17 protein-coding genes and 1 riboswitch are annotated in these 26,341 nt (G+C 43.5%); of the genes, 12 read left to right on the plus strand and 5 right to left on the minus strand.

Translation table 11 applies throughout. The features are described 5' to 3' along the window. Positions 1-2 precede the first annotated feature (2 nt). From JJU34_RS08930 to JJU34_RS08965, 8 genes are all read left to right on the plus strand, one after another. The gene (locus tag JJU34_RS08930; protein WP_228691999.1) at positions 3-1,124 is read left to right on the plus strand and encodes a TIGR03364 family FAD-dependent oxidoreductase; all 1,122 of its coding nucleotides are present in this window, start codon (positions 3-5) and stop codon (positions 1,122-1,124) included. Positions 1,125-1,356: 232 nt separating this feature from the next. Then, positions 1,357-2,967 (plus strand): type I restriction-modification system subunit M, encoded by a 1,611-nt coding sequence (locus tag JJU34_RS08935; protein WP_228692000.1) that lies wholly within the window; start codon positions 1,357-1,359, stop codon positions 2,965-2,967. Beyond that, on the plus strand, positions 2,964-4,184 hold the full coding sequence (locus tag JJU34_RS08940; protein WP_228692001.1) for a restriction endonuclease subunit S: 1,221 nt from the start codon (positions 2,964-2,966) through the stop codon (positions 4,182-4,184). The genes JJU34_RS08935 and JJU34_RS08940 overlap by 4 nt, the downstream gene beginning before the upstream one ends. A 175-nt stretch (positions 4,185-4,359) precedes the next feature. Next, positions 4,360-4,632 carry a helix-turn-helix transcriptional regulator gene (locus JJU34_RS08945; protein ID WP_228692002.1) on the plus strand — a complete coding sequence of 91 codons (273 nt, stop codon included), beginning with the start codon at positions 4,360-4,362 and terminating at the stop codon, positions 4,630-4,632. Between the two features lie 99 nt (positions 4,633-4,731). Continuing rightward, positions 4,732-7,323, plus strand: coding sequence for an AAA family ATPase (locus tag JJU34_RS21800; RefSeq protein ID WP_228692003.1), 2,592 nt, complete (start codon positions 4,732-4,734; stop codon positions 7,321-7,323). Further along, positions 7,313-8,566, plus strand: a complete 1,254-nt coding sequence (locus JJU34_RS08955) for an McrC family protein (protein ID WP_228692004.1) — start codon at positions 7,313-7,315, stop codon at positions 8,564-8,566. Before JJU34_RS21800 ends, JJU34_RS08955 begins: the two co-directional genes overlap by 11 nt. Before the next feature lie 10 nt (positions 8,567-8,576). After that, a complete protein-coding gene (locus JJU34_RS08960) occupies positions 8,577-11,792 on the plus strand; it encodes a type I restriction endonuclease subunit R (RefSeq protein WP_228692005.1) in 3,216 nt (1,071 codons plus the stop codon). Positions 11,793-11,975: 183 nt separating this feature from the next. Continuing rightward, complete coding sequence (locus JJU34_RS08965; protein ID WP_228692006.1) at positions 11,976-13,676, plus strand: DUF262 domain-containing protein; 1,701 nt, start codon at positions 11,976-11,978, stop codon at positions 13,674-13,676. Between the two features lie 53 nt (positions 13,677-13,729). On the opposite strand, the gene JJU34_RS08970 is transcribed toward JJU34_RS08965, so the two are convergent. Together JJU34_RS08970 and JJU34_RS08975 are read right to left on the minus strand one after the other, a co-directional pair. After that, a complete protein-coding gene (locus tag JJU34_RS08970) occupies positions 13,730-14,821 on the minus strand; it encodes a lysylphosphatidylglycerol synthase transmembrane domain-containing protein (RefSeq protein ID WP_228692007.1) in 1,092 nt (363 codons plus the stop codon). A 6-nt stretch (positions 14,822-14,827) separates the two neighbouring features. Next, a complete protein-coding gene (locus JJU34_RS08975) occupies positions 14,828-15,574 on the minus strand; it encodes a segregation/condensation protein A (protein WP_228692008.1) in 747 nt (248 codons plus the stop codon). 186 nt (positions 15,575-15,760) lie between these two features. Here JJU34_RS08975 and dxs point away from each other — a divergent pair, with 186 nt between their 5' ends. The 4 genes from dxs (at position 15,761) to JJU34_RS08995 (ending at position 20,796) form a co-directional block, all read left to right on the plus strand. Then, the gene (gene dxs, locus JJU34_RS08980) at positions 15,761-17,677 is read left to right on the plus strand and encodes a 1-deoxy-D-xylulose-5-phosphate synthase (RefSeq protein ID WP_228692009.1); all 1,917 of its coding nucleotides are present in this window, start codon (positions 15,761-15,763) and stop codon (positions 17,675-17,677) included. Between the two features lie 141 nt (positions 17,678-17,818). Beyond that, positions 17,819-18,979: a cellulase family glycosylhydrolase gene (locus JJU34_RS08985; protein ID WP_228692010.1), complete on the plus strand. Its 1,161-nt coding sequence runs from the start codon at positions 17,819-17,821 to the stop codon at positions 18,977-18,979. After that, positions 18,972-19,748 carry an alpha/beta hydrolase gene (locus JJU34_RS08990; RefSeq protein WP_228692011.1) on the plus strand — a complete coding sequence of 259 codons (777 nt, stop codon included), beginning with the start codon at positions 18,972-18,974 and terminating at the stop codon, positions 19,746-19,748. The genes JJU34_RS08985 and JJU34_RS08990 overlap by 8 nt, the downstream gene beginning before the upstream one ends. Positions 19,749-19,923: 175 nt before the next feature. Further along, positions 19,924-20,796: a mechanosensitive ion channel domain-containing protein gene (locus JJU34_RS08995; RefSeq protein WP_228692012.1), complete on the plus strand. Its 873-nt coding sequence runs from the start codon at positions 19,924-19,926 to the stop codon at positions 20,794-20,796. Between the two features lie 257 nt (positions 20,797-21,053). Here JJU34_RS08995 and JJU34_RS09000 read toward each other — a convergent pair whose 3' ends face one another. The 3 genes from JJU34_RS09000 to JJU34_RS09010 all read right to left on the minus strand — a co-directional run bounded on the left by JJU34_RS09000 (position 21,054) and on the right by JJU34_RS09010 (position 26,252). Continuing rightward, on the minus strand, positions 21,054-21,839 hold the full coding sequence (locus JJU34_RS09000; protein WP_228692013.1) for a hypothetical protein: 786 nt from the start codon (positions 21,837-21,839) through the stop codon (positions 21,054-21,056). A 661-nt stretch (positions 21,840-22,500) separates the two neighbouring features. Beyond that, a complete protein-coding gene (locus JJU34_RS09005; protein WP_228692014.1) occupies positions 22,501-24,906 on the minus strand; it encodes a TonB-dependent receptor in 2,406 nt (801 codons plus the stop codon). An 83-nt stretch (positions 24,907-24,989) separates the two neighbouring features. Continuing rightward, positions 24,990-25,086: riboswitch (TPP riboswitch) on the minus strand. A gap of 98 nt (positions 25,087-25,184) precedes the next feature. Next, positions 25,185-26,252: an acyl-CoA desaturase gene (locus JJU34_RS09010; protein WP_228692015.1), complete on the minus strand. Its 1,068-nt coding sequence runs from the start codon at positions 26,250-26,252 to the stop codon at positions 25,185-25,187. Positions 26,253-26,341 lie beyond the last annotated feature (89 nt).

The raw sequence follows: 26,341 nt of genomic DNA on the forward strand, positions 1-26,341 counted from the left end.
TTATGAAGAAGACAGCCATTGTCGTAGGCGCAGGCATTGTTGGTTTGGCTATATGCAGAGCACTTCACCAAGCCGGATTTGCAGTTACCCTCCTGGAAAAATCACCTGCTCCCCAAGGTGCATCCATTCGAAACTTTGGTCTGTTTTGGCCCATCGGACAGCAGCCGGGCGAGGGATTGGAGATGGCGCAAAGATCCCGTAAAATCTGGCTGGAGATGCGAGATAAAGCGGGATTTTGGCTACAAGAAACGGGGTCCCTGCACCTGGCCTACTCAGACTTGGAGGCAGCAGTAATGCAAGAGTACGTCCATCAGGCCGCTCCGGAACGATCCGCTAACTATATCCCTCCGGCTGCCGTTCGCAAAAAATGTTCCGCTGTACAGGTGGAGGGGCTCCAAGGAGCCCTTTGGTCTAAGGAAGAAATGTTGATGGACCCCAGGGAGGCGATTTGCAAACTGGCGGCATACTTGGATTCGCAGGAAAACATAACCTTTTTTTGGAACACCGCTGTTTCCGAAATCAGCCAACACAAGGTATATGCCGGCAAACGGTTTTGGGAGGCTGACTTGGTCTTAATCTGCACGGGATCCGAGTACGGCACACTTTTTCCAGACCAGGCAGCAAATTTTCCGCTGATCAAATGCAAGCTTCAGATGATGCGGACCCAGCCGCAGCCTACAAGCTGGCAACTACCTACTCCCTTAGCCTTTGGCCTAAGTCTGGTCCATTATCCAACTTTTCAAGTAGCACCCTCCATCCATAAGCTCACCGCTGAACTGGCTGATCACTACCCGAATTTTGTGAAGTGGGGAGTGCATGTCATGGCAGCACAAAATGCCGCCGGAGAAGTAACCATCGGGGACACGCATCAGTACGGAAAGGATCTGTCTCCGTTTGACGATATGGCGATCAACCAGGAAGTATTTGACTTTCTGCTAGAGCGGCTGAACATCGCCATCCCGAAGTTGCATCAGACCTGGCATGGCATCTATGCGAAACCGATCGACGGAAGCTGCTACTACTTCTCAGAAGTGCAGCGCGGTATTTGGATACTAAACGGGCTTGGCGGCGCTGGTATGACATTGTCGTTTGGCTTGGCAGAAGTATGGATGGGCAGGCTTTGATGACCATTTACCTACCAGCCGGCATTTTATCTTAAAATCGGGCAATTTGGCCGCTTTGGACGTGGCGATGGTTGATTACTGTAACCCTAAACCCAGCTATAGGACCAATCCAATGATCCGTTCCATCTGATTTGGGCTTAGTACGTATGCCACCTTCTTCCCCATTTCCCTTGGTTAATTCAACTAATCAAACTAACTTTTCCATCTATTATTTTTCACTGTTTCAGGAAACATGACTCAATCAGATATTAAGAACCTGGAGAAAGAACTCTGGGATGCTGCGGACGACCTTAGAGGCAACTCTAAATTAACCGCTGCCGAATACAAAGATCCCCTTCTAGGCCTCGTGCTACTCCGATTTGCCCAAAACCGATACGAGGATGCAAAAGTAGAGGTGGAGAAAAACCTTTCCATCAATCCACGAACGGGTGAAAAGCGTGATGCCAACAAAGACGACTTTGCCGCAGCAGGAGCGATCAAGCTACCTGAAAAAGCCAAATACGACTACCTGGTAGACTTACCGGAAAGCGAAGATATCGCAGAGGCCATCAATACAGCCATGAAGCTGATTGAAGCAGAATATCCCGATCTGGCCGGTATACTACCCAAAAGCTATCAGGAGTTTGACGCTAAACTTCTTCGAGACTTGGTAAGGGTATTTAATTCCGATGCCGTCAAAAAGGCCAAAGGAGATGTTTTTGGCAGAATCTATGAATTCTTCCTGATGAAATTTTCCATGCAGGGTGCTGGTGCGCAAGAGGGGGGAGAATTCTTCACGCCGCCTTCTTTGGTGAATCTGATCATCAACTTTATACAGCCCAATCGTGGTATTATCCATGATCCGGCCTGTGGATCGGGAGGGATGTTTGTACAGACCGCCCACTTTATCAAAAGCCACGATGGCAACAAATCCGTCAATGAGGCCATTACCGTCTATGGCACCGAACTCAAAAGCAACAACGCCAAACTAGCCAAGATGAACTTGGCGATCCATGGGATTGAGGGAAAGATTATGGAAAGCAATAGCTTCTATACCAACCCCTTCAACCTGACTGGGAAATGTGACTTTGTTATGGCCAATCCTCCCTTCAACGTGGATAAAGTAGATGCTAAAAACAAATTCCTTACCGAAGACGAGCGCTTGCCCTTCGGTGCACCACTGACCGGAAAAGGAACCATTGGCAACGGAAACTACCTGTGGATGCAGTATTTCTACTCCTACCTGAACGAAACAGGAAGAGCAGGTTTTGTCATGGCTTCTTCCGCTACGGATGCCGGAAATGCCGAAAAGCTGATCCGCCAAAAGTTAATAGAAACAGGTGCCATCGAATGCATCGTATCCGTCGGCAACAACTTCTTCTATACCCGAAGTTTGCCTTGCCACTTGTGGTTTTACAACAAAGGCAAAAAGCCCGAAAACAAAAACAAAATCCTGATGATCGATGCACGCAATGTGTATCGCAAAGTGACTACCACCATCAATGATTTTACAGATGAGCAACTCGAAGGCCTCACGGCTATCATCAATGCGTTTAGAGGGGATGATTCCCTTTTAAGTCCGTCATTGCGAGGAACGAAGCAATCTCACAACAATAAATGGTTACAAGAGCACTTCCCTGAGGGGAACTATCAGGACGTAGAGGGCTTGTGTAAAATAGTAGACTTGGAGGAAGTCATCGAGCAGGATTACAGCTTAACTCCCGGACGCTATGTGGGTGTAAGCATTGAACTGGATATGGATTTTGATTATCAGAGTAGGATAAAGGAAATCCATGCTGAACTAGGTCTGCTCAATGAGGAAGCAAATAAGCTGATGTTTAAAATCCAATCACTTGTGATATGAAAGAAGGTTGGAAAGAATATCGACTGTATGATTTGGCAAAAGTAACAATGGGCCTTTCTCCAAAAGGAGATTCCTATAATAATTCAAACATTGGAATTGGATTGTTAAATGGACCAACAGAATTTGGGGACACTTTTCCTGATTGTACTCTGTATACCACTGACCCTAAAAGGATTTGTAAAAAAGGAGATTTAATTTTCTGTGTCCGAGGTTCTACAACTGGAAGAATGAATTGGGCAGATAAACCTTATGCTTTAGGTAGAGGGGTATGTTCTATCCGAGGTAAAGATGACCTTACAACAAAGTTTTTGAAACATCTATTAACCAATAACCTTCCAGCCCTTCTGCAAATAACTGGTGGAGGAACATTTCCAAATCTAAGAAAAGAAGACATCAATGGTTTCAAGTTTGAAGCACCTAGTAGCTACAAAAAAATAGCAGCCATCCTATCGGCCTATGATGACCTGATCGAAAACAACCTGAGGCGCATCAAGCTACTGGAAGAAAAAGCCCAAATCACCTACGAGGAGTGGTTTGTCCGCATGAAATTCCCCGGCCATGAGAGTACTCCGATCAATGAGGAAACGGGATTACCAGAGGGGTGGAGAAATTTAACCTTAGGGGACTTTTTAACCTTAAACTATGGAAAAGCATTAAAGGCAGGTGAACGAATACCGGGTCCATTTAAAGTTTACGGTTCCTCCGGTGAAGTAGGTACGCATAATAAAGCTCTTATTGAAGGACCAGGAGTTATTGTTGGTAGAAAAGGAAATGTTGGTTCGGTATTTTGGGAACCTAAGGACTTTTACCCAATTGATACAGTCTACTATGTTAGTAGTGATGTAAGCCTTTATTTTTGCTACTATAACCTGAAAGGCCAAAGGTTCATTAATAATGATGCTGCTGTTCCAGGTCTAAATAGAAGCTCAGCTTATCTGCACAAGTCATTTCTTCCTTCAAAATCAATCTTAGAAAAATTTGACTTGGTTGTTGAGGACCTTTTTGACCTTTCCGAAAATTATAAAAAGCAAAACCAACTCCTCAAAGAAGCTCGAGACATTCTTCTTCCTCGCTTAATGACAGGAATGATCGACGTGGATCAGCTGGACTTGAGTGCTTTTGAAAATGGGGATGGGGATAAGATGCTGATGGCGGCGGAGCCGGAAGGAAGCTATTCCATAAAAAAAAAGAATGATGAAGTGATCAATCAAAATTAACTTAAAAGTGAATCAAATTTGGAAATTAACTTATAAGTGAATATGTTTAGTTGTCAAACGTGTGCTAATGAAGACTTGGTAGATGAGTTGTTTTAACTAGACAAGAACGAGTTGATTTAGAACTACAAAACCATTAGCAGATTGAAGAATTTCAGAGGAAAAAAGTGAAACTACCATGAGAAGCAAGATCGCACAAAAACTACTCGACAAGACCTCCAACGAAACAAAGGAATTTGTTTCCCTTTATTCAGCTATTGTGGTTCGCATCAATGAATTGATTACCGAAAAAGGCTACACACAAAAGGAACTCGCCGAAAGTATTGGGAAAAACCCTTCAGAAATCAGTAAATGGCTGAATGGTGAGCATAATTTTACGCTGCGCTCGATAGCCAAGTTACAAGCAGAATTGGGTGAATGTATCATCACTGTTCCGAAGAAAAGGGGATAAGGCATTTCAAAGAAAACTTTGAAGTAAATATCCCAAGATAAAAGATGTAATGAACTTAACAGTGGTTGCTATCTAGGAAACCTTATAAAAATACAGCCTGTGACAGAGAAGGAAATAAATCAGATTATAGAGGAAGAAAAAATCCAAAAAATCATCCAAGAAGAAGATTTTCACTTTTCCAAAGGTACAGAAGCTCTTCAGCGTTGGTTGAGTTTTTCGGTTTCAGAACAATTGAAAGAAGATATTATTCGACTTTCATCTGATTATGCCCAGTTCCAGGAAATCGCAGAAATTAATCCCGAAATAGGAAAAATTAAGGATATACTTTTTGAAATCATCTCGTATTGTGACATTCGAGCCAAGGAAAAGCATATCTATAATCGCTATGATGATAAGCGTTGCCTAGCAGAGGCAAGTGTTCGGATGGGAGATTGGGTTGCCCACCTAGTGAAATATAAGTTAGTATCAAAAAAAGAAACTAGTCCTTCAGTCCTTAATGCCATAGATTATCTCCTCAATCCTTCTGAAAATTCCCCTATGTTGAGTGAAAAAATGAGGGAGTCCGTATCAGCCAACTTTTTGGGGAAATCATATTCCAAAGAACACTTTATTGCAAACCTTAAATCTTTCTTTTCTCCTTATTTTCTTGCTACAAAGAATCCAGATAATTACACCTTATTATTAGCTAATTTAGTCTATAATTTTCAGGATGAATGGAAAGATGAGGTAATTGGCTTGATGGTTTCAGATGGGACAGGATGGCATGAAGGAGAGCTAAATTTAGATAGGCAATATTCAGGAATCATTGTTTGGAATAGTAAAAAGCCTAGTGGAGGTGCTAAAGTCCTAAAGTTTTTAAGTGATAAAATTAAGGAAGGCGAATCCTTCCCTCTGTATGTCAGTAGTCAAAACATGGTGAGGTATAAAATTATGGTGATTGACTATGCTTTAGACCAACGTGAATTAGAATCAAAGAATTGGGATAAACAAAAAACAAAGAATTACAAACCAAACTTCAAAGATTATGTAAATGGAAAGCTTAAAGCTTCCATTGTTTTTCTCGCTGAATCTATTGAAAAGTTGAGTCCTATACCTGTTTCGGAATTTGAATTTTTCGATAAGCATAAAGCACCTACACAAGATAATCTTCAGCCAATTCGTAAAACTCCACCAATTGAGGTGCTCCAAAATGAAAAAGAGCTTATGATCCAGAAAAATTTAAATATTCCACTCAATCAAATCTTTTTTGGGCCTCCAGGTACGGGGAAGACCTACCATACCATCAATGAAGCTCTAAGGGTTGTGGGAGTCGAAATCAAAGATAAGACAAGAGCAGAAATCAAGGCCGAGTTCGATAAAAAACTCATGGAAGGTCAAATTATCTTTACTACTTTCCATCAAAGTATGAACTATGAGGAGTTCATCGAAGGAATCAAACCCAAAATAATGGATGGTGAAGAGGAAGAACAAAAACTGGAATATCAGATTGAACCAGGAATTTTCAAGAACTTAAGTATAGAAGCATCATTTAATTTGGCTAAATCTCACATGTCTAAAGAGACTGAAGTAACCCTTGATTTTTCTATGATGTATGAAAGGTTCATCGAAAAGACTGAGGAGCAGCTTCTTAATAATGATTCTGTAGAATTAAAAACCAAATCTGGCGGTACAGTTTTACTTGAAAGAATTTCACCCCAAGGAAATGTAGTTATAAAACACCCCAATGGCTCGCGAGAATACATTGTTTCAAAGGCTAGATTGACCAAGCTAAATACAGCTTTTGAAAATTTGGATGAAGTCAACAACATTCATGATGAATTTCGAGAAGTGATTGGAGGTAGTAATTCCTCAGCTTATTGGTCAGTATTAAATGCTATCAAGCAAGGCCACAAAGGGAGCAAGGTAAAGACCGAAGAAAAGGCCTATTCATTTGCTGACAAGCTAGAGGTAGTCAGGAAAATGACAAGGAAAGAATTTCAAACTTCCAGTGGGAAAAACTTTGTATTGATCATTGACGAAATCAATAGAGGAAATGTCTCACAGATTTTCGGTGAATTGATCACATTGATAGAGAGGGATAAACGCTTGGGTAGAGACGAGGAATTGAAAGTAACCCTTCCATACAGCGGAGATAGGTTTGGTGTCCCGCCTAATCTGTATATCATTGGTACCATGAATACGGCGGATCGTAGTGTGGAGGCATTGGATACAGCGCTCAGACGTCGATTCAGCTTTACTGAAATGCCTCCGGTGTATGATTTGCCAGAGCTCGACTACGAATATTCCGGAGTAAAAGCATCAGACCTTCTAAAAACAATCAATAGAAGAATTGAAATGCTGTTGGATCGAGATCATTTGATTGGTCATTCCTTTTTTATTAAAGCCAAAGACGAAGACCCCGAAAGTAAACTGATTCAGTGTTTTTATCAGCACCTTATTCCGCTTTTGCAGGAATACTTTTATGGAGATTACGCTAAAATTGGGGCGATACTTGGCAGTGGATTCATCCGAAAAAAGGAGGATGACAACCAATTTCACTTTGCCAGTGGTTTCGGAAATGAGGGTGACAGGGATCGAGATATTTACCAAATAGAGGATTACAGAGGGAAACAGACAGACCAAGCGGAAAAATTTCAGAACGCTATAAGACTTCTCATGAATTTACCAATCGATCGAGGAATTGACAGCTAAAAGGGAACATATTCAGGTTTTTGAACACCAATCCATTTTTCTGAATCAGGAATTTGAAGAGGGGATTGTGTTTAATCAAGAAAAACTGGATGCGTTGATCACGTTTTTTGACAAAGGGGTCTCCTATTTTTCCCTTATCCGTAATGGAATCCGATTCAATGAATACGTGGGAGCCCTTCAGGTTGGGAATCTGCTCATCAGTGTGTTACCTAAAGCCGATAGGTATCAAAACGAGGATAAAAATGAAAAGAGCAAGTGGAATTCCATTTTGGTGGATATGCTTCGAGTCGTGAATGGTTTCGAGGTGAAAGCCACCAGCAATTCAGATCTGAATCTCAAAAACAACTCGGTATTGGATCTATACTTTGAACTTTTTGTCACAGAAGTAGAAGGACTCCTCCACCGGGGCTTGGCGAAAAAATACCGAAAAACTGAAGGGAACCTGAATGCCCTGAAAGGCACCCTCCTTTTCAACAAACAGGTGAATCATAATTTGATCCACAGGGAGCGGTTTTATACCCGGCATACCATTTATGATGTGGAGCACCTGCTTCATATCATCCTCTACAAAACCATCCATTTGCTCAGGCGAATCAATACCAATTCATCTCTAGTCGGGCGAATCAATGCCCTGACTTTGAACTTTCCGGAAATGCCGGATCAAAAAATCACTCACGCAGATTTTGACAAGATTGTTCTGAATCGCAAGACACAGGATTACCTGAAAGCTTTGGAAATATCCCGGCTGATTTTGCTACATTTCCATCCTGACTTGAAAAGCGGTCGCAATGATGTGCTTGCCTTGATGTTTGACATGAATGCCTTGTGGGAGCAATTTGCGTTGGCAAGCCTCAAAAAAGCTCATAGTCTTATCACAAGAGGCCAAGAAAGCAAATCCTTTTGGGAGCCCAAGGGTGGTAGCAAGCGAAGCATCAGGCCTGATATCACTATCAAGAAAGGGGAGAAGATGTACGTTATTGATACCAAGTGGAAGCTGGTATCCAATGAACCTTCTATGGATGATTTGCGACAGATGTATGCGTATCATCATTATTTTAGTGCAAAAAAGGTGGCGTTATTGTATCCAGGCAAAAACCCATATATCCAAGGTTCATTTGTTCCAATAGAAAAGGATGAACCTGAAGAAGGCATGGAATGTGGGCTATTATTCAGCCAAGTCGAAACCACCGTAAAGGATTGGCAGTCGAGCATTGGTGAAATGGTAAATTCATGGGCAAATTAATTTTTTACAAATGAGCTACGAATACTCAGAAGACGGACTGATCGAAGAAGCGACCCAGCAGGTATTGGAAGAGATGGGTTGGGAAGTCCTGACCGCATGGAAGAAGGAAAAGTTTGGAGAAAATGGCTTGCTTGGCAGAGACGACAAATCAGAAGTTGTCCTTACCCGATACCTGGAAAAAGCATTGAAAAAACTAAATCCCGATCTGCCCTCCCTTGCCTACCAACAAGCAATTACTGAAGTCACCCAAAAGATTGCAGATCAATCTTTGGGAAAAATAAATAAAGGAAAATCCGAATTGCTGAAAAATGGGGTTCCGGTCAGTTATACCAATGACAAAGGGGAATTGGTCAAGAAAAAGCTTCGGGTTTTTGATTTCAATGAGTATCAATCCAATCACTTTTTGGCCGTACGGCAGTTGGAGGTCCTCGGTGAACTCTACCTGAGAAGACCGGATGTGGTATGTTTCGTCAATGGGATTCCCTTGGTGTTTATGGAATTGAAAGCCCATCATCATGACCTTCAAAATGCCTATCATGACAACCTAAGGGATTACAAAGACACCATTTCCCCGATTTTTCATTGCAATGCTTTCATCATTCTCAGCAATGGAACAGATGCCAAGGTGGGGACAGTCACGAGTCCGTACAAATACTTTCTGGATTGGAAGCGAATCCATGAAGATCAGGAAGGAGTTGTCTCCTTGGATACCATGCTGCGAGGGACCTGTGAACCAAGCAGACTCATGGACATTTTCGAAAACTTCTTGCTTTTTGATGAATCCAGAGGCGACGTGATGAAATTGATGGCCAAAAACCACCAATACATCGGTGTAAACGAGGTGATAGGCAATGTCAAACATATCGATAAGCTTAAGGGTAAGTTAGGGGTGTTTTGGCATACCCAGGGAAGCGGGAAGTCTTATTCCATGGTATTCCTCTGCGAAAAGATCCACAGAAAACTGGGCGGGTCGTATACTTTTCTGATCGCTGTGGACCGACAGGAATTGGAAAACCAATTGTACGATACCTTCTCAGGTGTGGGAGTGGTGAATGATAAATCGATTGTTGCGGGAAACAAATCAGGTCTAACTGGACGTGAACATTTACGAGAATTATTAGCCCAAAACCATAAATACGTCTTTAGTCTCATCCATAAATTTTCTGTTGACCCTGAAAAGGAAAGTGAATACCCCTTAATCACCGATAGAAAAAATGTGATAGTCATTTCTGATGAAGCGCATAGAACACAAGGAGGGACCTACGCTCGGAACATGCGCTTCCATGGCTTGCCAAATGCTTCCTTTCTTGGTTTTACCGGTACGCCAATCATCAAGGATGAAGAAGAACTGACCAAAAACATCTTCGGGGAATATGTTTCGGTATATGACTTCAAACGGGCTATTCAGGATGAAGCAACACTTCCTTTGAAATACATCAACCGAGGAGAAAAACTAAATATTGAAAATCCAGAGTTGGATGAGCAAATGGCAGAAATTCTGGAAGACGAAAGCCTGGATGATGACCAAAAAAGAAAACTCACCTACCTATTTCAGAAAAACTACCCCATCCTGACCGCAGAGCCTAGGCTTGAAGCAATAGCCAAGGACTTGGTATGGCACTTCAACGAACGTGGGTATCAGGGAAAAGCCATGTTTGTTGCGCTGGATAAGCCTACAGCTGTCCGCATGCATCAATTGGTGGTGAATTACTGGCCCGAGTACCTGGCCGAATTGGAAGCCAAGATCCATTCCTCAACTGATCTGCAGGAGGCACAAGAACTCCAACGAAAATACGATAAGGTGCAGTCAACCGAAATCTGTGTGGTGGTCAGTAGTGAGCAAAACGAAGTGGACAAATTCCGTAAGATGGGTTTGGACATCGAAACTCATCGTAGGAAAATGGTGGAGCGGAATCTGGAGAAGGAATTCAAAGATCCGGACAATCCATTTCGATTGGCCATTGTCTGCGCCATGTGGATCACGGGGTTTGATGCCCAATGCGTTTCCACGGTCTACCTAGATAAGCCTATCAAAGGGCATACCCTCATGCAGACCATCGCCCGAGCGAATCGGGTGTATGACGACATGAAGGAAAACGGGTTGATCGTGGATTATGGGAATGTCTACGAGCAATTGGAGAAAGCCTATTCGATTTATGGGGAAGGTAGCAAAGGAGGCAATGGAAAGGGTAGTGATAAAGGCCCAAGCAAGCCTGTTGAAGAATTGGAAAGCCTAGCAGAAGAACTGAAAGAGGCTATCAAGAAGGTTGAAAAATACCTGCAAACCTTACATTTTAACCTCGTCGATTTGGTAAATGCCCAGCCGATGCAGAAGCTTGGAAAGATCAAGGAGGCAGGGGATTGTATCAGTCTCAATGAGACAACAAGAACCTCTTTCGAGATGATGGCACGAAATGTCTTCAGAAAGTTTAAAGCCCTATATCCCGAGGACTTGGTAAAGCCCTATGTGAAAAAACACAATGCCATAGAAGCTATTTATGGCCTTTTGAATCAAAAAACGAAGACAGCTGATGTGATTGAAGTGATCTTGCAACTTCAATCAGTGGTTAGTGAAAGTGTGTTTCTCGAACATCAAGTAGCAGAATCACAGGAGGAAGTATATGTGGATCTCAGTAAGTTGGATTTTGATAAGCTAAAAGCCGCCTTCCAAAAGGCTCCAAGGAAGAACACCATAACCTACGACCTCCAACGGGCGATTGAAAAAAAGCTGGAGCAGATGCTTAAGGAAAACCCACTCAGGCTAGAGTTTTACGATCGCTACAAGGAGATCATTGACGAATACAACAGTGGGAAATCCCTAGAAAACACGGTAAGGGCTTTCCATCGACTCACGGAATTTCTGGCCTCTCTATCGGAAGAAGAGCAGCGTGCTGTACGTGAAAACCTAGATGATCAAGAAACCCTTGCAATTTTTGACTTACTCCGGGAAGGAAAGGAGTTGGGACAAAAAGATAAGCAGGAGGTCAAGAAGGTAGCCAAACAAACCTTGGAAAAGCTCAAGGCTGAAAAATTGAAAATTGATCGGTGGAGAGAAAGCCGACAGATTACGGCACAAGTGAAAGGGATGATTTATGACAATCTCCTATGGCTCCCCCAGGAAGTGTATTCCGACGAAGAAGTCAGCCTGAAAACAGTCAGCGTGTATCAGCATATCTATTCAAGCTATTACGGTGGAGGGAAGAGTGTGTATCAGCGGGGTGCTTGAAGAGCAAAAACCATTTAATCCCTTGATTGTAGGTGAACTGACCCGTTGGAATATCTCTCATTCGAACCTATTCATAGGTTGCGAGTCTTTTGGCAAAATTGATTTACAAAGTTTAAAAATGCCCGATTAATAAAGAATGAATAGATTTGTTAAAATTAATTTGCAACGTCAAGAAATAGAGATATGGCAGTAGGAAACTTCAGCACAGCCAATCAGACCTATCGCATGCTGATGGGAAATGGATTGATTTACTCTGTGCCCAGATTTCAACGGGACTACAGCTGGTCTGATGAGGAATGGGATGATCTTTGGCGGGATATAGAGCATGTTCTAAGCCCAGAGGGCGAATCTGCCCATTACATGGGCTATCTAGTATTACAAAGCCGAGATAGCAAGAATTTCGACATCATTGATGGGCAGCAGCGCTTAACAACTTTAAGCATAATTGTGCTCGCTGTATTATCTAACCTCCAAAAATTAATCGAAAATGGCCAGGATCCAGAAAACAATAAACGGAGGCAAGAACAACTCCGAAATTCATTGATTGGATACCTAGACCCTGTGACATTGATCGCCAAATCGAAACTCAACCTGAACCGCAACAACGATAATTTATATCAGAACTATTTAGTTCCATTACAGCAAGCTCCTCGGAGAAATCTGAAAGCCACTGAGCATCAAATGCGCAAGGCTTTTGAGTGGTGGCAAACTCAAATAGGAAGAAGTTTTCGTACTGGAGAAGAACTTGCAGGTTTCATCGATAAACTTACAGATAAACTATTCTTTACAGTCATAACGGTTTCCGATGAACTGAATGCTTACAAGGTATTTGAAACACTCAATGCGCGTGGTGTAAAACTTTCTTCCACAGATCTACTCAAAAATTATTTATTCTCAGTGGTTCACGCTCAGAATCAAGACGAACATGAATTAGCCAATTTGGAGAATCAATGGGAGCAGCTTGTCGGCAAACTAGGAAGCGAAAGTTTCCCTGATTTCTTACGGACACACTGGAACAGCCGGAATCGATTTTTACGACATTCCGAATTGTTCAAAAGGATTCGAGATCAGATAAGGGACAGAGGACAGGTATTTGAATTGATCCGAAAGATGCAAACCGATGTGGATACGTATGTAGCACTCTCAAAACCGGAAGACGAATTGTGGACGACAGATCAGAGAAGTTTTATTGGAGAGTTACGAATGTTCAATGTTCGTCAGGTGTATCCACTACTCTTAGCTGGATTTAGAAAATTTAACCCCCAAGAATTTACCAATCTTTTAAAAGCTGTGAGTATTATTTCATTTCGATACAACGTAATTTCAAATAATCCAACCAATGAACAAGAGAGAATTTACAACCAAATAGCGGAAAAGATCGAATCACAAAATTTAAGTGTTCGGGATTCCCTTGAGGAGTTGCGGCCTCTATACGTTCTTGACAGAGATTTCAAACATGCATTTTCCAATAAGATGCTTAAAACAACCCAATCACGCAATAAAAGGATCGCTAGATATATCCTTGTTAAACTGGAGCAGCATTTAAGTGGTAATGAACTTGATATAGATAGTGATCGCTTCAATCTTGAGCATATCATGCCGGAGAATCTATCGGATTACTGGAGTCAGATCAGCGACCTAGATCATGAAATGTTTGTGTATCGCCTCGGTAATCTTTGTTTATTACCTACAGGGCAAAATAGGGAGATTGGAAACCAAGGATTTGATCAAAAACGCATCATCTACCAAAACAGTGAATTTCACCATGTGAGAAGAATTGCAACGGAAAACAATTTTTGGGACACTTCACGAATCGATCAAACACAACAATGGATGTCAACTCAAGCCACGTCCATTTGGCGTTTTTCTCCATTCGATCGTTAAGCTCTGTACAAATAACTTTGGGGAACCTCACCGAATCGTTTGGCACCAAGGGGTCACTTGGTTTTTGGCCCTTCCTTTTTCTTCTTTTTACCTTCTTTCTTCTTGGAAAAAAACACCTGCCGGACCCAACGGGGCAGGAAGATGGCTCCGAGAATCAAGTAGGGATAGTAGGAAAACATTCTCCAAAGGATACTGGTCACAAACGTGTAGCCTGTCAGAAACTCCTTGAAAAACTGGGAAAAGAAAAACTCCGCTGTTCCACTACTACCCGGAGTGGGAGAAATCATCATCACGATCCACATGATGATCTGACGGGCAAAAACAATGATGTGTTCAAACGCATCCAAGTGCTCATAGGCTGAAATCAATGCGTTTAGCATCAGGTATCTGGACGACCAGATAAATACGGTGGAAAATACGATAACCAACCAATATTTCAGATTCTTACCCTTTAGTTCCTTGGAGGCCTCTATAATTTGATCCCCATATTGGTGGGCATTGTATTTCCATTTCCGAATCCACTTGATAGAAAAGAGACGTAATAGAATCCATTTAAACACCCTGGGTCGGTAAAACAGTGCCAGTGCCATCAGAAGAGAATACACCGCGTACAGCCCATAACTTGCCCAAAACAAAAATTGCAAGCTGTTACCGAGTCGCATCTCCAATACCCTGCTCTCTGGAAAAATATGTCCCTGCGCAAAGAATAGTATGATGGGTGCTCCTATGACAAAAAACAGGTTGTCCATGATGGCGGTAAGCATGGTAAATGCCAGTGCTTTGCCCAAAGGAATGCCCTCTTTGTGGAGGATGAATACAGCTACTGCTGTGCCCCCGACGATTGACGGGGTGACTGCCGAAGCAAATTCCCACAGGACAATTACATAGATGGCCCGGGTCCAAGTCAGGTGTTTGTCGGTTACTTCGCGAATCCGATACACATACCCGGCATCCCGTAGAAAAATAAAGAAACCCGCCAACAAAAGAAAAGGAATGGAGGCATCAAACACTCCCCGTAGGTTTTGTGCATTGACATTTGGATCCAGATAAAACATCAGGAATACGATCAGTAACCCGATGAATACTGGTACCCATACTTTGTTTGGATTCAGCGTTTTAAAAATTTCCTTATTGTCTATTTTCATAGGACACTACACGGGAATAGCCTCTAACTTCTCCACCCAAAAGTTGTTAAACCCATCGCCTATGGTGATGGTGACCAAAGACAGTTGAAGCAGTTCCAAAATAGCAAGGAAGGTATAAATAACAAATATCTTATCCGGCTTCATCTCTATAAACTCGCTGAATGGGATACGTGGGTTTCTCATGAGTTGATCTAGGACGAGGGTTTTTTGTTGTTCAATGGTGTACGGATATTGGATCACGGTATGCTTGGTATCGTCTGCCCGAGCAGCAAACCGAAACATGAGTTTTTGGTATACTTTCAACAACTTAAAGAGATCCAAATCCTGCATTTCAGCATCCACGTCGTCTACTTTCGCTAGCTTCTTCAACTCCGGAAGCACATTTCCACGACTCCACTTGGCAAGTCTCTTTTCTTCCAAATCCGCCAATTCCCCCACCACAGACTTATACTTCTTATACTCTAGCAAATGCCGGATCAACTCCTCCCGCGGATCAACCTCTTCCCCGTCTTCGTTCAATTCCGGCCTCGGCAGTAACATTTTCGACTTAATCTTCATCAGAGTTGCCGCAAAAAGGATGAATTCGCTGGCCACCTCGATTTCCATCTTCTCCAGTGCGTGGATATAATCCAGAAAATCTTGGGTAATCTTTGAGATGGGAATATCATAGATATCTAACTCATCCCGCTCTATAAAGAACAGCATCAGATCAAAAGGTCCCTCAAAAAGCGGCAATTTGATTTCAAAACTCACTGGATACTCTGATAATTTGTTAATTTTGTGCGTATATTTAATATCAAAGATATCACATATCTAGTTAAATCTGCGTTCCTCTAGTTAAATTACAGCATCGGTCTGGGATTTGATGTCTTTTACTGCCGTACCAAAACATTAACCAGTAATAGAAGTTAATTATTTTTATTAAGAACATTCGCTAGCATGCAAATTCAACCTGGAAAGCTACTCGCTCAAATACAAACTCCTGACGATCTTAAGAAGTTCAGCAAAGATCAGTTGGTACAAATCTGTGATGAACTTCGACAGTTCATTATCGATCAGGTCTCCGTTTACGGCGGCCATTTTGGTGCCGGATTGGGTGTGGTGGAGTTGACGGTGGCTTTGCACTATGTGCTGAACACTCCGGATGACCAGCTTATTTGGGATGTGGGCCATCAAGCGTACGGTCACAAAATTTTGACCGGGAGAAGGGATAGGTTCCATACCAACCGTTTATACAATGGGCTATCGGGATTTCCCAAGCGAAAAGAAAGCGAGTACGATTCTTTTGGTGTGGGACACTCCAGCACGTCCATTTCTGCCGCCTTGGGCATGGCCATGGCTTCTAAATACAAAAAAGAAAATCACCGCCAACACGTGGCTGTAATTGGAGACGGGGCGCTCACAGGCGGCATGGCCTTCGAAGCGATGAACCACGCCGGTGTTTCAGACAGCAACCTGATCATCATCCTCAACGATAACTGCATGTCTATCGACCCCAACGTGGGGGCGTTGAAGGATTACCTAACGGACATCACTACCTCCCGTACCTACAACAAGGTAAAAGACGAAGTTTGGAATCTACTCGGTAAAGTGAGCAAATTTGGTTTCAGTGCCCAAGATGTCGTATCAAAAGTCGAGGGTGCCGTAAAATCCGCTTTGCTCAAGCAGAGTAATCTGTTCGAATCACTGAATCTAAGGTACTTTGGCCCGGTAGACGGTCACGACGTAAACCACCTCGTAGAGATTCTCACCGATCTGAAACATATACCCGGACCAAAAATTCTTCATTGTGTGACGATGAAGGGCAAAGGATACGGCCCGGCAGAAAAAGACCAAACCAAGTGGCATGCACCTGGAAAATTTGACAAAATCACCGGGGTGATTGCCAAAAAGGTCTATACTACCCCACAGCCTCCGAAATATCAAGACGTATTTGGACATACATTGGTGGAACTGGCGGAATTGGATGACAAAATCGTGGGTGTGACACCTGCCATGCCCTCCGGTTCATCCATGAACCTGATGATGAATGCTTTTCCTGAAAGGTCTTTCGATGTGGGCATCGCTGAACAGCACGCCGTGACGTTTTCAGCGGGATTGGCTACTCAAGGCCTCAAGCCATTCTGCAACATCTACAGCACCTTTATGCAACGTGCCTATGATCAGGTCATTCACGATGTCTGTTTACAAGAGCTTCCGGTTATTTTCTGCTTAGACAGAGCCGGATTTGCGGGTGCTGACGGCCCCACTCACCACGGTGCCTACGATTTAGCATTTTTCCGTTGCGTACCCCATTTAGTGGTAAGCGCGCCGATGAATGAACAGGAACTCCGAAACCTGATGTATTCCGCCACTATGCACGACGGTCCCTATTCAATCCGGTATCCCAGAGGCCAAGGTGTAATGACTGACTGGAGGACTCCTCTCGAGGAGATCCCTGTTGGGCAAGGTAGGTGTGTACAGGAAGGAGAGGATGTGGCCATTCTTACAATTGGACACATAGGAAATTACGTTGCCCAAGCTTCTGAAATTCTGGCAAAAGACGGTATAACACCGGCCCACTACGATATGCGCTTTGTAAAGCCTCTGGATGAAAAACTGCTTCACGAAGTTTTCAAAAAATTTAGTAAAGTGGTAACCGTAGAAGACGGCTGCTTAATGGGTGGATTTGGGTCAGCTGTATTGGAATGGATGGCCGACCACGACTACCAAAGCCAAGTGGTTAGGCTGGGTATTCCTGACAAGGTAATCGAACATGGCGAACAAGAACAGTTGCATGAAGAATGCGGATTCGATGCCAAAGGCATTGCTTCCACGGTAAAAAAGATGTTAGCACCGGTGGCCTCCCGGTACTAAGGAAAAGACTGCGCACGCCGAGAAGCAACTTTAGGCTTTGTTTTTCCAGTGAAAATGGATTTTTCAGCCCTTCTATGTTGCTGAAATTCTGTTTTTTTCTATTTTCGCTATTACATCTATCAAGCCAACTCGGAAATCCTTATGAACACTGAACCCAAAAACCGTAGAGACTTTATCAAAAAGACGGCGCTTGCCACTTCGGCACTAGGGCTGGGCCTTTCTGGCGCATCCTTGGCGCAGCTTTCAAAAAAGCCAAAAAACAAACTTCCTAAATGGAGAGGTTTTAACTTGCTCGACTTCTTTTCTCCTGAGATGGAGCGTGGACGCAAGAATAAAGAGGAATACCTCAAGTGGATGGCTGATTGGGGGTTTGACTTCGTTCGTATTCCCATATCCTACCCCAGCTATCTAAATTTTGACCGGTCCAAACCAATTCGACCCGATGAGGTACTCAACTTTGACGAGGAACGATTGGCGGAAATCGATCGTTTGGTAGATCTGAGTCACAAGTACGGGTTACACGTTAGCCTGAATCTACACCGGGCTCCGGGGTTCTGCATCAACGCGGGATTCATTGAGCCTTATAATCTCTGGGAGGACGAAGAAGCGTTGCAGGCTTTTTGCGCGCATTGGGAAATGTGGTCTAAAAGGTATAAAAATATCTCTTCCAAGAAATTAAGTTTTGATTTGGTAAACGAACCCTACAAACGGCAAGATCCCAACGACCAGCATTCTCCGGGTGGGCCGGTGCCGGTAGAAGAATACCGTAAAGTTGCAAAAGCCGCTTTGGCAACGATAAAGGGGGTAAATAAGAAACGACTGGTCATAGCCGATGGCAATGGCGGTGGTGGAATTGCCGTTCCCGAGCTTGCCGATCTGGACCTGTCCCAAAGCTGCCGCGGATACTTTCCGATGCACATATCACACCATAAAGCTTCCTGGGTATACAAAGACCCCGATGCGCTACCAGATCCAGCTTGGCCCGGAGAGCACAACACGAATTACTACGGGAGGGAGCAATTGGAAAAACATTATGCCCCCTGGATAGCGCTTCTCAAGCAGGGTGTTGGTGTCCATTGCGGAGAATGCGGGTGCTACAACAAAACTCCCCATAAGGTGTTTTTAGCTTGGTTTGGGGATGTGCTGGACATACTGCATGAAAATGGAATTGGGTTTGGAATCTGGGAGTTCTCCGGTACTTTCGGAGTACTCAACTCGGGCCGGACAGATATTGCATATGAAGATTGGTACGGGGAAAAACTCGACCGTGCCATGTTGAACTTGTTAATGAAATATGCCTGATATCGCTTACACAAAGAAAGGAAATGGTCCCGCTGCAATTCTTATTCATGGATTTTGTGAATCAAAGGAGATGTGGGAGTCCTTCCAGTCCAACCTAGCAGCAACTCACACTGTTTATTGTCCCGACCTGCCTGGTTTTGGAGAGTCACCTTTGCCAGAGACAAGTGAGTTTTCGATCGCAGAGGTGGCCACCTGTCTCCAGGATTGGATGGAACAGAATAACATCACCCACCCCGTATTGATTGGACATTCCCTTGGGGGCTACGTTTCACTTGCGTTGGCCCAACAGTTGGGAAGCCGCGTCAAAGGACTTTGCCTTTTTCATTCCACTGCTTTACCGGACGACGATGAGAAAAGGAAGACACGTAACAAAACGTTGACGTTTTTCAAGAAACACGGAGCCAAGCCCTTTGTGGAGTCATTTCTACCTCAACTTTTTCCAGAAGACAAGCGGGGAGAGCTTGGAGATACGATAGAGAAACTTTTGGAAAAGGCTCGGATGATCCCAGTAGACGTATTGATCGCCTACACCAAAGCAATGCGGGATAGGCCGGATAGCAGCGAGCTGCTAAGGACTCTCCCCACTCGAAAGGGAATGATTGCCGGAGAGCTAGATACCGCCGTAACGTTAGAAAATAGCCGAAAGCATTCGGATTGGGTGGACCACTACCTTGAATTGAAAGGAACCGGGCATATGGGCATGTTTGAAAAACCAAACGAGACACTCATGTACCTGGAACAATTCCTGGCAAAAACCTTGGAAGACTAATGCACACAGGCCCAAATGGTTTAGGGGAGGTGGTTCCCTATTAGCCACGACGACTTAAAAGAGTGGGGCGTCACCTTAAGTTCGTGGCAGGCTGTTTGTGGCATAGAATTGAAAATTTATTTGGCTGCTGCCAAAGGGCGCAGGTTTTTTATTGTTAAACGTAAATTAACTAGTTATGGAAGAAATTTTAGATGTATCCACCATGGAAAAACTGATTGAGCAAGGCTTAGCATTTTCGATGGTTGCCATTCCCAAAGCCATTTTGGCAATACTAACCTACTTTATTGGTAAATATATCATTCGATTCATCATTCGGACAATCGACAAACTGTTTGTCAAATACGATATAGAGCCTTCATTGGCTACTTTTTTAGGCAGCTTTTTAAACGGCGTGCTTTATGTATTGCTCGTATTAGCCGTATTGTCCACCGTGGGCGTTGAGGTTACCGCATTTATCGCTGTCTTAGGTGCCGCAGGTTTGGCCGTTGGTTTGGCCTTACAGGGGTCTTTAGCCAACTTTGCAGGCGGCGTCCTGATTTTGGTATTCAAACCCTTCAAAGTTGGGGATACCATCGAAGCCCAAGGTACGCTGGGTTCGGTGGAGCGGATAGATATACTCTACACCACCGTCCGTAACTTTGACAATAAGGTGGTCACCATTCCAAACGGGACACTGGCAAACAACAACATCACCAATTTTTCCGAAAAGCCCACTAGAAGGGTAGAGATGTCCATAGGAGTGGCCTACGGGTCCGATATAAAGAAAATCCGGAAAATCATTTTGGATACCCTTGCTAAGGACGAACGAATCCACCAAGACCCCGAACCGGTAGTTTTGTTTACCAATTTTGGTGACAGCTCACTGGACCTAACGGTGCGTTGTTGGGCAGACGCCGGAAACCTTTGGCCGGTCTATTGGGATAGTATGGAGCGATTAAATGAAGTGTTCATAGAACAAGGTGTTGAAATACCATTCCCACAGCGAGATGTACATCATATCTTTCCGGAGGGTAAGTTGAGGGTAGAAACGCAACAAACAGAAAAGTAATACAATAGGAAAAAGTACCGGAGCCTCCACACTACCACGTTTAAGAGGCTCCGGATAAACCCTACTTAAAAAAATAACCAACTATCAAACTATCTTCCAATTCCTTCTCCACTCCAATCAACCACACCATTTCATCAACACTTTCTCCTCAACCAACTACACCTCCAACCGCACTTACGCCACAATCATCCACACGATAGTTTACCTAAAAAGTAATTTTAAAAATAAGCTGTTATAACCAATCACCAACCCACCATCTATTTGCAATCTCTGTAGAAATCTTTAACTATTTTCTCAGAGTCTCCTCTTGATATCAGCAGGCTACCGCTGGATGGATCTGGTTTTCCATACACCATACAGGTTTCTTGAAACACCATTGGCTTCACCACCTCAGCAATTAGTCGGCGACCGTACTTGTCTTTCAATTCTGTTTTGCCGGTTAAGTGAAACCTCAGTTTGGCACTTACCGAGGCCACTTCCAAGTTTCGCCGGTGATGATAGTTAACTTCTATCGATTCCTCTCCCGGCCATGTGACCGTTCCTTTTTCCATGTTTGCTTCAAACGTCAGCGTCTTATTGCTCACCTCGAAGCCCACGTTGCTAAGTGTTCTTACGCCTGATACCTGCACACCATCCACAAAGAAGCCATCCAATTCAATCTGTGTGACACTTCCTTTTGCCCAAAAATTGAGCGGGTGATACATTTTATAAATCCCTCTGAATTTCACCCCCCGATCACTCTCACTACCAGCTCCAAAATCTACCGTCACCGAATTATCACCCGGACTTCTGGAGATTGTGACCTTGTCGCCATAATGTTCCAATGCAGATTTAATACTCCTTCCATTTGTCACCTCCTGCTGAACAAGAGAAAGTGCAATCAAATCAATCTCCTCAAAAATCGACAACATCTCTGTTCCCCTTTCAGCCGGTATCATGTCTGGCTGGCTGGGAAATTCTCCTTCTATTGTCTGGCAAGACGCCAAAAGAAAGAATGAGAAAAGTACCAAGCCGGTACTGAAATATATTTGGATATCTTTCATCACCTTACTCTTTGAAAGGTGTCTTTGCGTTATTTTCAATTTGAAATTAGTGGGGATAAACCTTAATTCATAACAATTAACAACCTATTTAACATCAATAATTAACAAAACATATAAGTGTTTTCAAAATACAAAAAATTATATTCGGAATTTTTAAACATCTCGATTTATGTCTTTCCTCCCAAAAAAAATGCGTATTATTTTGCGTCCATGTGTCCGATAGGAAAATCACTACGAGATTCGATGAAAAAAAATAAATATATTCTTCCTATTTTATTATTTTCTGAAAATCTTGTAGGCGCTATATTCTATATGTTGAATTGGATATACTGTGGAGAGAGACCAAGCTTCAAAGCTTCAATGAGGGGGTCTTTGCCGAAAACTAAAAAAAGCTTCTAGAGCTACTTATTGTCATGGTTGCCCATGAAAGTGACAATTGTGAGATCATGTCCAGTTGAAATCAGGTACTCAAAAGGTCGAAAATCAAGATGGATAGGTCACATAGTTAGATAATTGTTCTATATGCGATCTTCCGATGGACAGGAAATCGCTGTCTCGCTACTTTTTTGGCATCCTGATACAGGAAGTCAAGTCAATACCACTGAAAAGCCACCAAAAAGGGATACTTCTTGGTGGCTTTTTGATTTCACACAAAAATCTTCTAAAATCTAATGCTAATACCCGCCATAAAGTTGGTGCCAGCCATGGGATAGTAAAAATTCTCAGTTACCAGCGTTCTGGTATCACCTCCCTCTGTTGGTACAAAATAGCTAAATGTATATCCATTTGGCTCGTAGAGCCGATTGAAAACATTGTACACGGTAAGGTTTAGGTCGATTTGTTGGACAAAACGTGGGTAAATAGAGTAAAACACCCGCGCATCGGTCGTCCAAAAAGCATCCAGTTTTCTATTCTCATTTTGGGTATTATCCAAATATTGGTCGCTTACGTACTTATTCATGAGACTCAAACGGAGCGCCGAAACGGGCGAATAATCCAATATGGCAGCTGCCACTATATTGGGAGAAAATGCGATATCGGTATTCGAATGGGAGGTGGCCTCTTGCCCGAGCAAGCTCCCGTTTCCATCGTAAATATCATTGTAGGAAACAAAATCCTGAATTTTGTTTCTACTCCATGCGATATTGCCCCCCAATGACCAAGAGGAGTTGACCTGATAGGCTCCGTCTAACTCTATGCCAGCCCTATAGCTATTATCCACATTTTCCCGGATGTAGGCGCCCACATCGTTTAGCTGCCCGGTCAACACCAACTGATCCCGATAACCCATGTAATAGGCGTTAAAATTATACTGGAATTGGGATTGGCTTACCCGGAGCCCAGCTTCAATGTTCCCCAAACGTTCAGGTTGAGGGATTTCGGTTAGGGGGGAGTCGGTAAAGTCGCGTCGAACAGGTTCGCGATTTGCTACAGCATACGATGCATACCACGTTTTCCCAGGAGCCATTTCGTAGGAGATTCCGATTTTTGGATTGAAAAAGCCATAATTTTGGTTTCCTGAAATATTTCGTAGATCGTTGTTGGTACCATTGAACCGGTAAAAGACGTTTCGGTATTGGAGATCCCCAAACAGGTAGAAGTTTTCGCGTATCTCCTGAGTGAGTTTGGCGTATAGGTTTCGGTCATCCTTTACAGCCACATTATCGTAATAGCGATCCCGTATGTTGGTGTTTCCGGCCACACCCATCCAGATAATTTCACCGAAATGGTCTCCATCGTAGCGGTTTGCACCGCCACCAAAAGTCAAGTCAGTGGTACCGTTGTCTGAAATATAGTTTAGGGAAAACACGGCCCCATAGAAATCGTTGTCGAGCCACCTTCTCCGTATAATATCTGTCCGTTCAATTGTCTCGCTGCCTATCACGATCGGCTGTATGCCGTAGTTACGAAGCAGTCTATCATTTGGCCTGAACTGCTCGTAATACCCACGCCCGTAGGTGTAGTGAAGCGCGCCGTTGGCCCGCCAGTTACTCCCGATAGTTCCCGCATAAATCAGCTGGTAATGATCCTGTTGATAATTATCGGTCTCATTTTCATAGGTATAGCTATTGTACGTTCTGTTGGTTTCGAGCAAGTGCTCAGGAACGCCATTCCATGCTTGGTACGTTTGCTCCGCTCCTGAAAACATATTAAATTTCAGCACATGGTTTTCACCGTAGTATCCTGCGGAAACAAAATAGGATTTGAGGTCCGAAAAGGCACGGTCTATATAGCCATCGGAGGTGATTTGTGAGAGGCGTGCATCCACTGCCCATTTTCCGTCGAGAAGACCGGTTCCGGCTTTGATCGTGTGTCTCCGGGTATTAAAAGAGCCTACACTATTGTCGGTTTCGGCGTATGCCTCCTCCCTCTTGGTATCGGTTTGGATATTCATGGATGCCCCAAACGTCGCCGCTCCGTTTGTAGAAGTACCGACACCCCGCTGAATCTGTATGTTTTCCACCGATGAAGCGAAGTCCGGCATGTTTACCCAGAATACTCCGTGGGACTCTGCGTCGTTCATGGGGATACCATTTACCGTGACGTTTATGCGGGTTTGGTCCGACCCGCGAATCCGCAAGCCTGTATATCCCACGCCCGCGCCTGCATCGGAATGAGATACCACACCGGGCGTATAGTTGAGAAGAAACGGGATATCCTGACCCAGATTATTGCGTCTGATCTCTTCACTAGAAATCACCTTAAAGGTAGTGGGTGTAGTCTCCGACGCGCGAGTAGCGGCTACAATAAACTCCTCTGCCGAAAGAGTCGCTGCTTGGAGTGAAACAATGAGCTCATCAGAAAAGGGGATAGTGAGGTCTATCCTACGAGTCTCAAATCCGATGTAACTAATGCGTAAGGAAAGGTTTTGTGGCGATAACTCTTGAAGGATAAAGCTTCCGTCTCTTCCGGAGACAGTGCCCTTGCTGGCTCCTACAACCAGAATATTGGCACCGGGCAACGGATCTCCAGAGGCACCGTCCAACACTTTTCCGGTTAGACTGTGTTGTGCTGAGGCATAGCATGCCAGGAGTCCGAAAAACAGACTCAACAATGATTTTTTCATGATGTGGTATTACATAAAATTGGTTAAACACGAAGGAGATAAAAGGGGGAACCTCCTCCTTTTCTGTTCACCCAAAAGCCGAATGGTGGCTTATGTCATTTCCCTTCGCCGGCACTACCCGGATCAGGTTCAATGGGTATGATCTCAGCCCGTAATGTTAGGGCACCCCTAATGATCGCTGCGAATTTAGACCATGGTATTCAAAAAACCAAACAAAATAAAACGGTGTTGGGATTCCATATTCCGCTAATCCAATAGAAGAAAAGCGAACTAGGCCTCTAAACCGCTGATCCCAAGCTCTTCAGGTGACTTACATGAGATGCAAACGCCAACCGCATCTTCGGATGCTCTAAATAGGGCACACCAAACTCTGCGCAGGTTGCCTTAACAATCTTGCTGATCTCACTGTAATGGATATGGGATATATGTGGAAACAAATGATGCTCTACCTGAAAATTCAGGCCGCCAACTAGCCAAGACAGAATTTTGTTTCCTGTCGCAAAATTCGATGTGGTCCGCAATTGATGCACGGCCCAATCATCCTCCAATTTATTGGTAGTATCATCGGGTAGTGGAAATACCGTTTCTTCAAGGGAATGGGCAAGCTGAAACACCACACTCAAAAACACACCCGTTGCTACGCCAAATACCAGAAATCCGACTAACCAAGTAGTAAATCCTAGCAGGCATATGGGTAAAACGATGAATAGAATGGTGTAAACCACTTTGTAAAACCAAAAAGAGAAATGTTCCTTCCAACTCATGGGTTTGATCGCTATGGATCCTACCCTGCGTGTGATATATTTTTTGTAGTCCGTGACAAACACCCAATACAGGTACAGGATAGCATATACGAGCAAGAAATACCTATGCTGATACTTGTGGATCGCATACCGTTTCTGAGTAGGACAAAGTCGGAGTAGTGGTCTGGCGTTCATGTCATCATCGTGGTCAGCCACGTTGGTAAATGAATGGTGGGCTACGTTATGTTTGGTCTTCCACATAAACACGTTGGCACCCAAGAAATTAATCGATATTCCTGCAAGTTCGTTTACCCAGGTTTTCGTGGAAAAACTACCATGTGCTCCATCATGCATGACATTAAAGCCAATACCCGCTGCCAAAGCAGCCATAAAAACGGCCTCGAGCAAGGCAATTGCCCAATGAGGTGTAAAAAATACTAAATGAATGTATACGGCTACGAATGCTATAACAAATAGCAGTGCTTTTAGATGCAAGGATCGGTTGCCAGTAGGATCAAGGTTATTTTTGGCAAAGTAATCTTTGATACGTTTTTTAAGCTCAGCATGAAAGGACGTAGCCTGGTTAAATCGGGGCGGACGCATAGAATAATATTAAGAAAGAAATCGGAATTGAATTTGGAGGGCGATTAGGCGGGACCTTTGAATTAAACTATAACAAAGATATCCAAAAA

Source organism: Lunatimonas sp., assembly GCF_020832325.1.
GTDB lineage: Bacteria > Bacteroidota > Bacteroidia > Cytophagales > Cyclobacteriaceae > Lunatimonas.

Coding starts and splice junctions, on each gene's coding strand:
- JJU34_RS08930 (WP_228691999.1), top strand. CDS start 3: ATGAAGAAGACAGCCATTGTCGTAGGCGCAGGCATTGTTGGTTTGGCT.
- JJU34_RS09005 (WP_228692014.1), bottom strand. CDS start 24,906: ATGAAAAAATCATTGTTGAGTCTGTTTTTCGGACTCCTGGCATGCTAT.
- dxs (WP_228692009.1), top strand. CDS start 15,761: ATGCAAATTCAACCTGGAAAGCTACTCGCTCAAATACAAACTCCTGAC.
- JJU34_RS08945 (WP_228692002.1), top strand. CDS start 4,360: ATGAGAAGCAAGATCGCACAAAAACTACTCGACAAGACCTCCAACGAA.
- JJU34_RS09010 (WP_228692015.1), bottom strand. CDS start 26,252: ATGCGTCCGCCCCGATTTAACCAGGCTACGTCCTTTCATGCTGAGCTT.
- JJU34_RS08935 (WP_228692000.1), top strand. CDS start 1,357: ATGACTCAATCAGATATTAAGAACCTGGAGAAAGAACTCTGGGATGCT.
- JJU34_RS08995 (WP_228692012.1), top strand. CDS start 19,924: ATGGAAGAAATTTTAGATGTATCCACCATGGAAAAACTGATTGAGCAA.
- JJU34_RS08990 (WP_228692011.1), top strand. CDS start 18,972: ATGCCTGATATCGCTTACACAAAGAAAGGAAATGGTCCCGCTGCAATT.
- JJU34_RS08960 (WP_228692005.1), top strand. CDS start 8,577: ATGAGCTACGAATACTCAGAAGACGGACTGATCGAAGAAGCGACCCAG.
- JJU34_RS08985 (WP_228692010.1), top strand. CDS start 17,819: ATGAACACTGAACCCAAAAACCGTAGAGACTTTATCAAAAAGACGGCG.
- JJU34_RS08965 (WP_228692006.1), top strand. CDS start 11,976: ATGGCAGTAGGAAACTTCAGCACAGCCAATCAGACCTATCGCATGCTG.
- JJU34_RS08970 (WP_228692007.1), bottom strand. CDS start 14,821: ATGAAAATAGACAATAAGGAAATTTTTAAAACGCTGAATCCAAACAAA.
- JJU34_RS09000 (WP_228692013.1), bottom strand. CDS start 21,839: ATGAAAGATATCCAAATATATTTCAGTACCGGCTTGGTACTTTTCTCA.
- JJU34_RS08940 (WP_228692001.1), top strand. CDS start 2,964: ATGAAAGAAGGTTGGAAAGAATATCGACTGTATGATTTGGCAAAAGTA.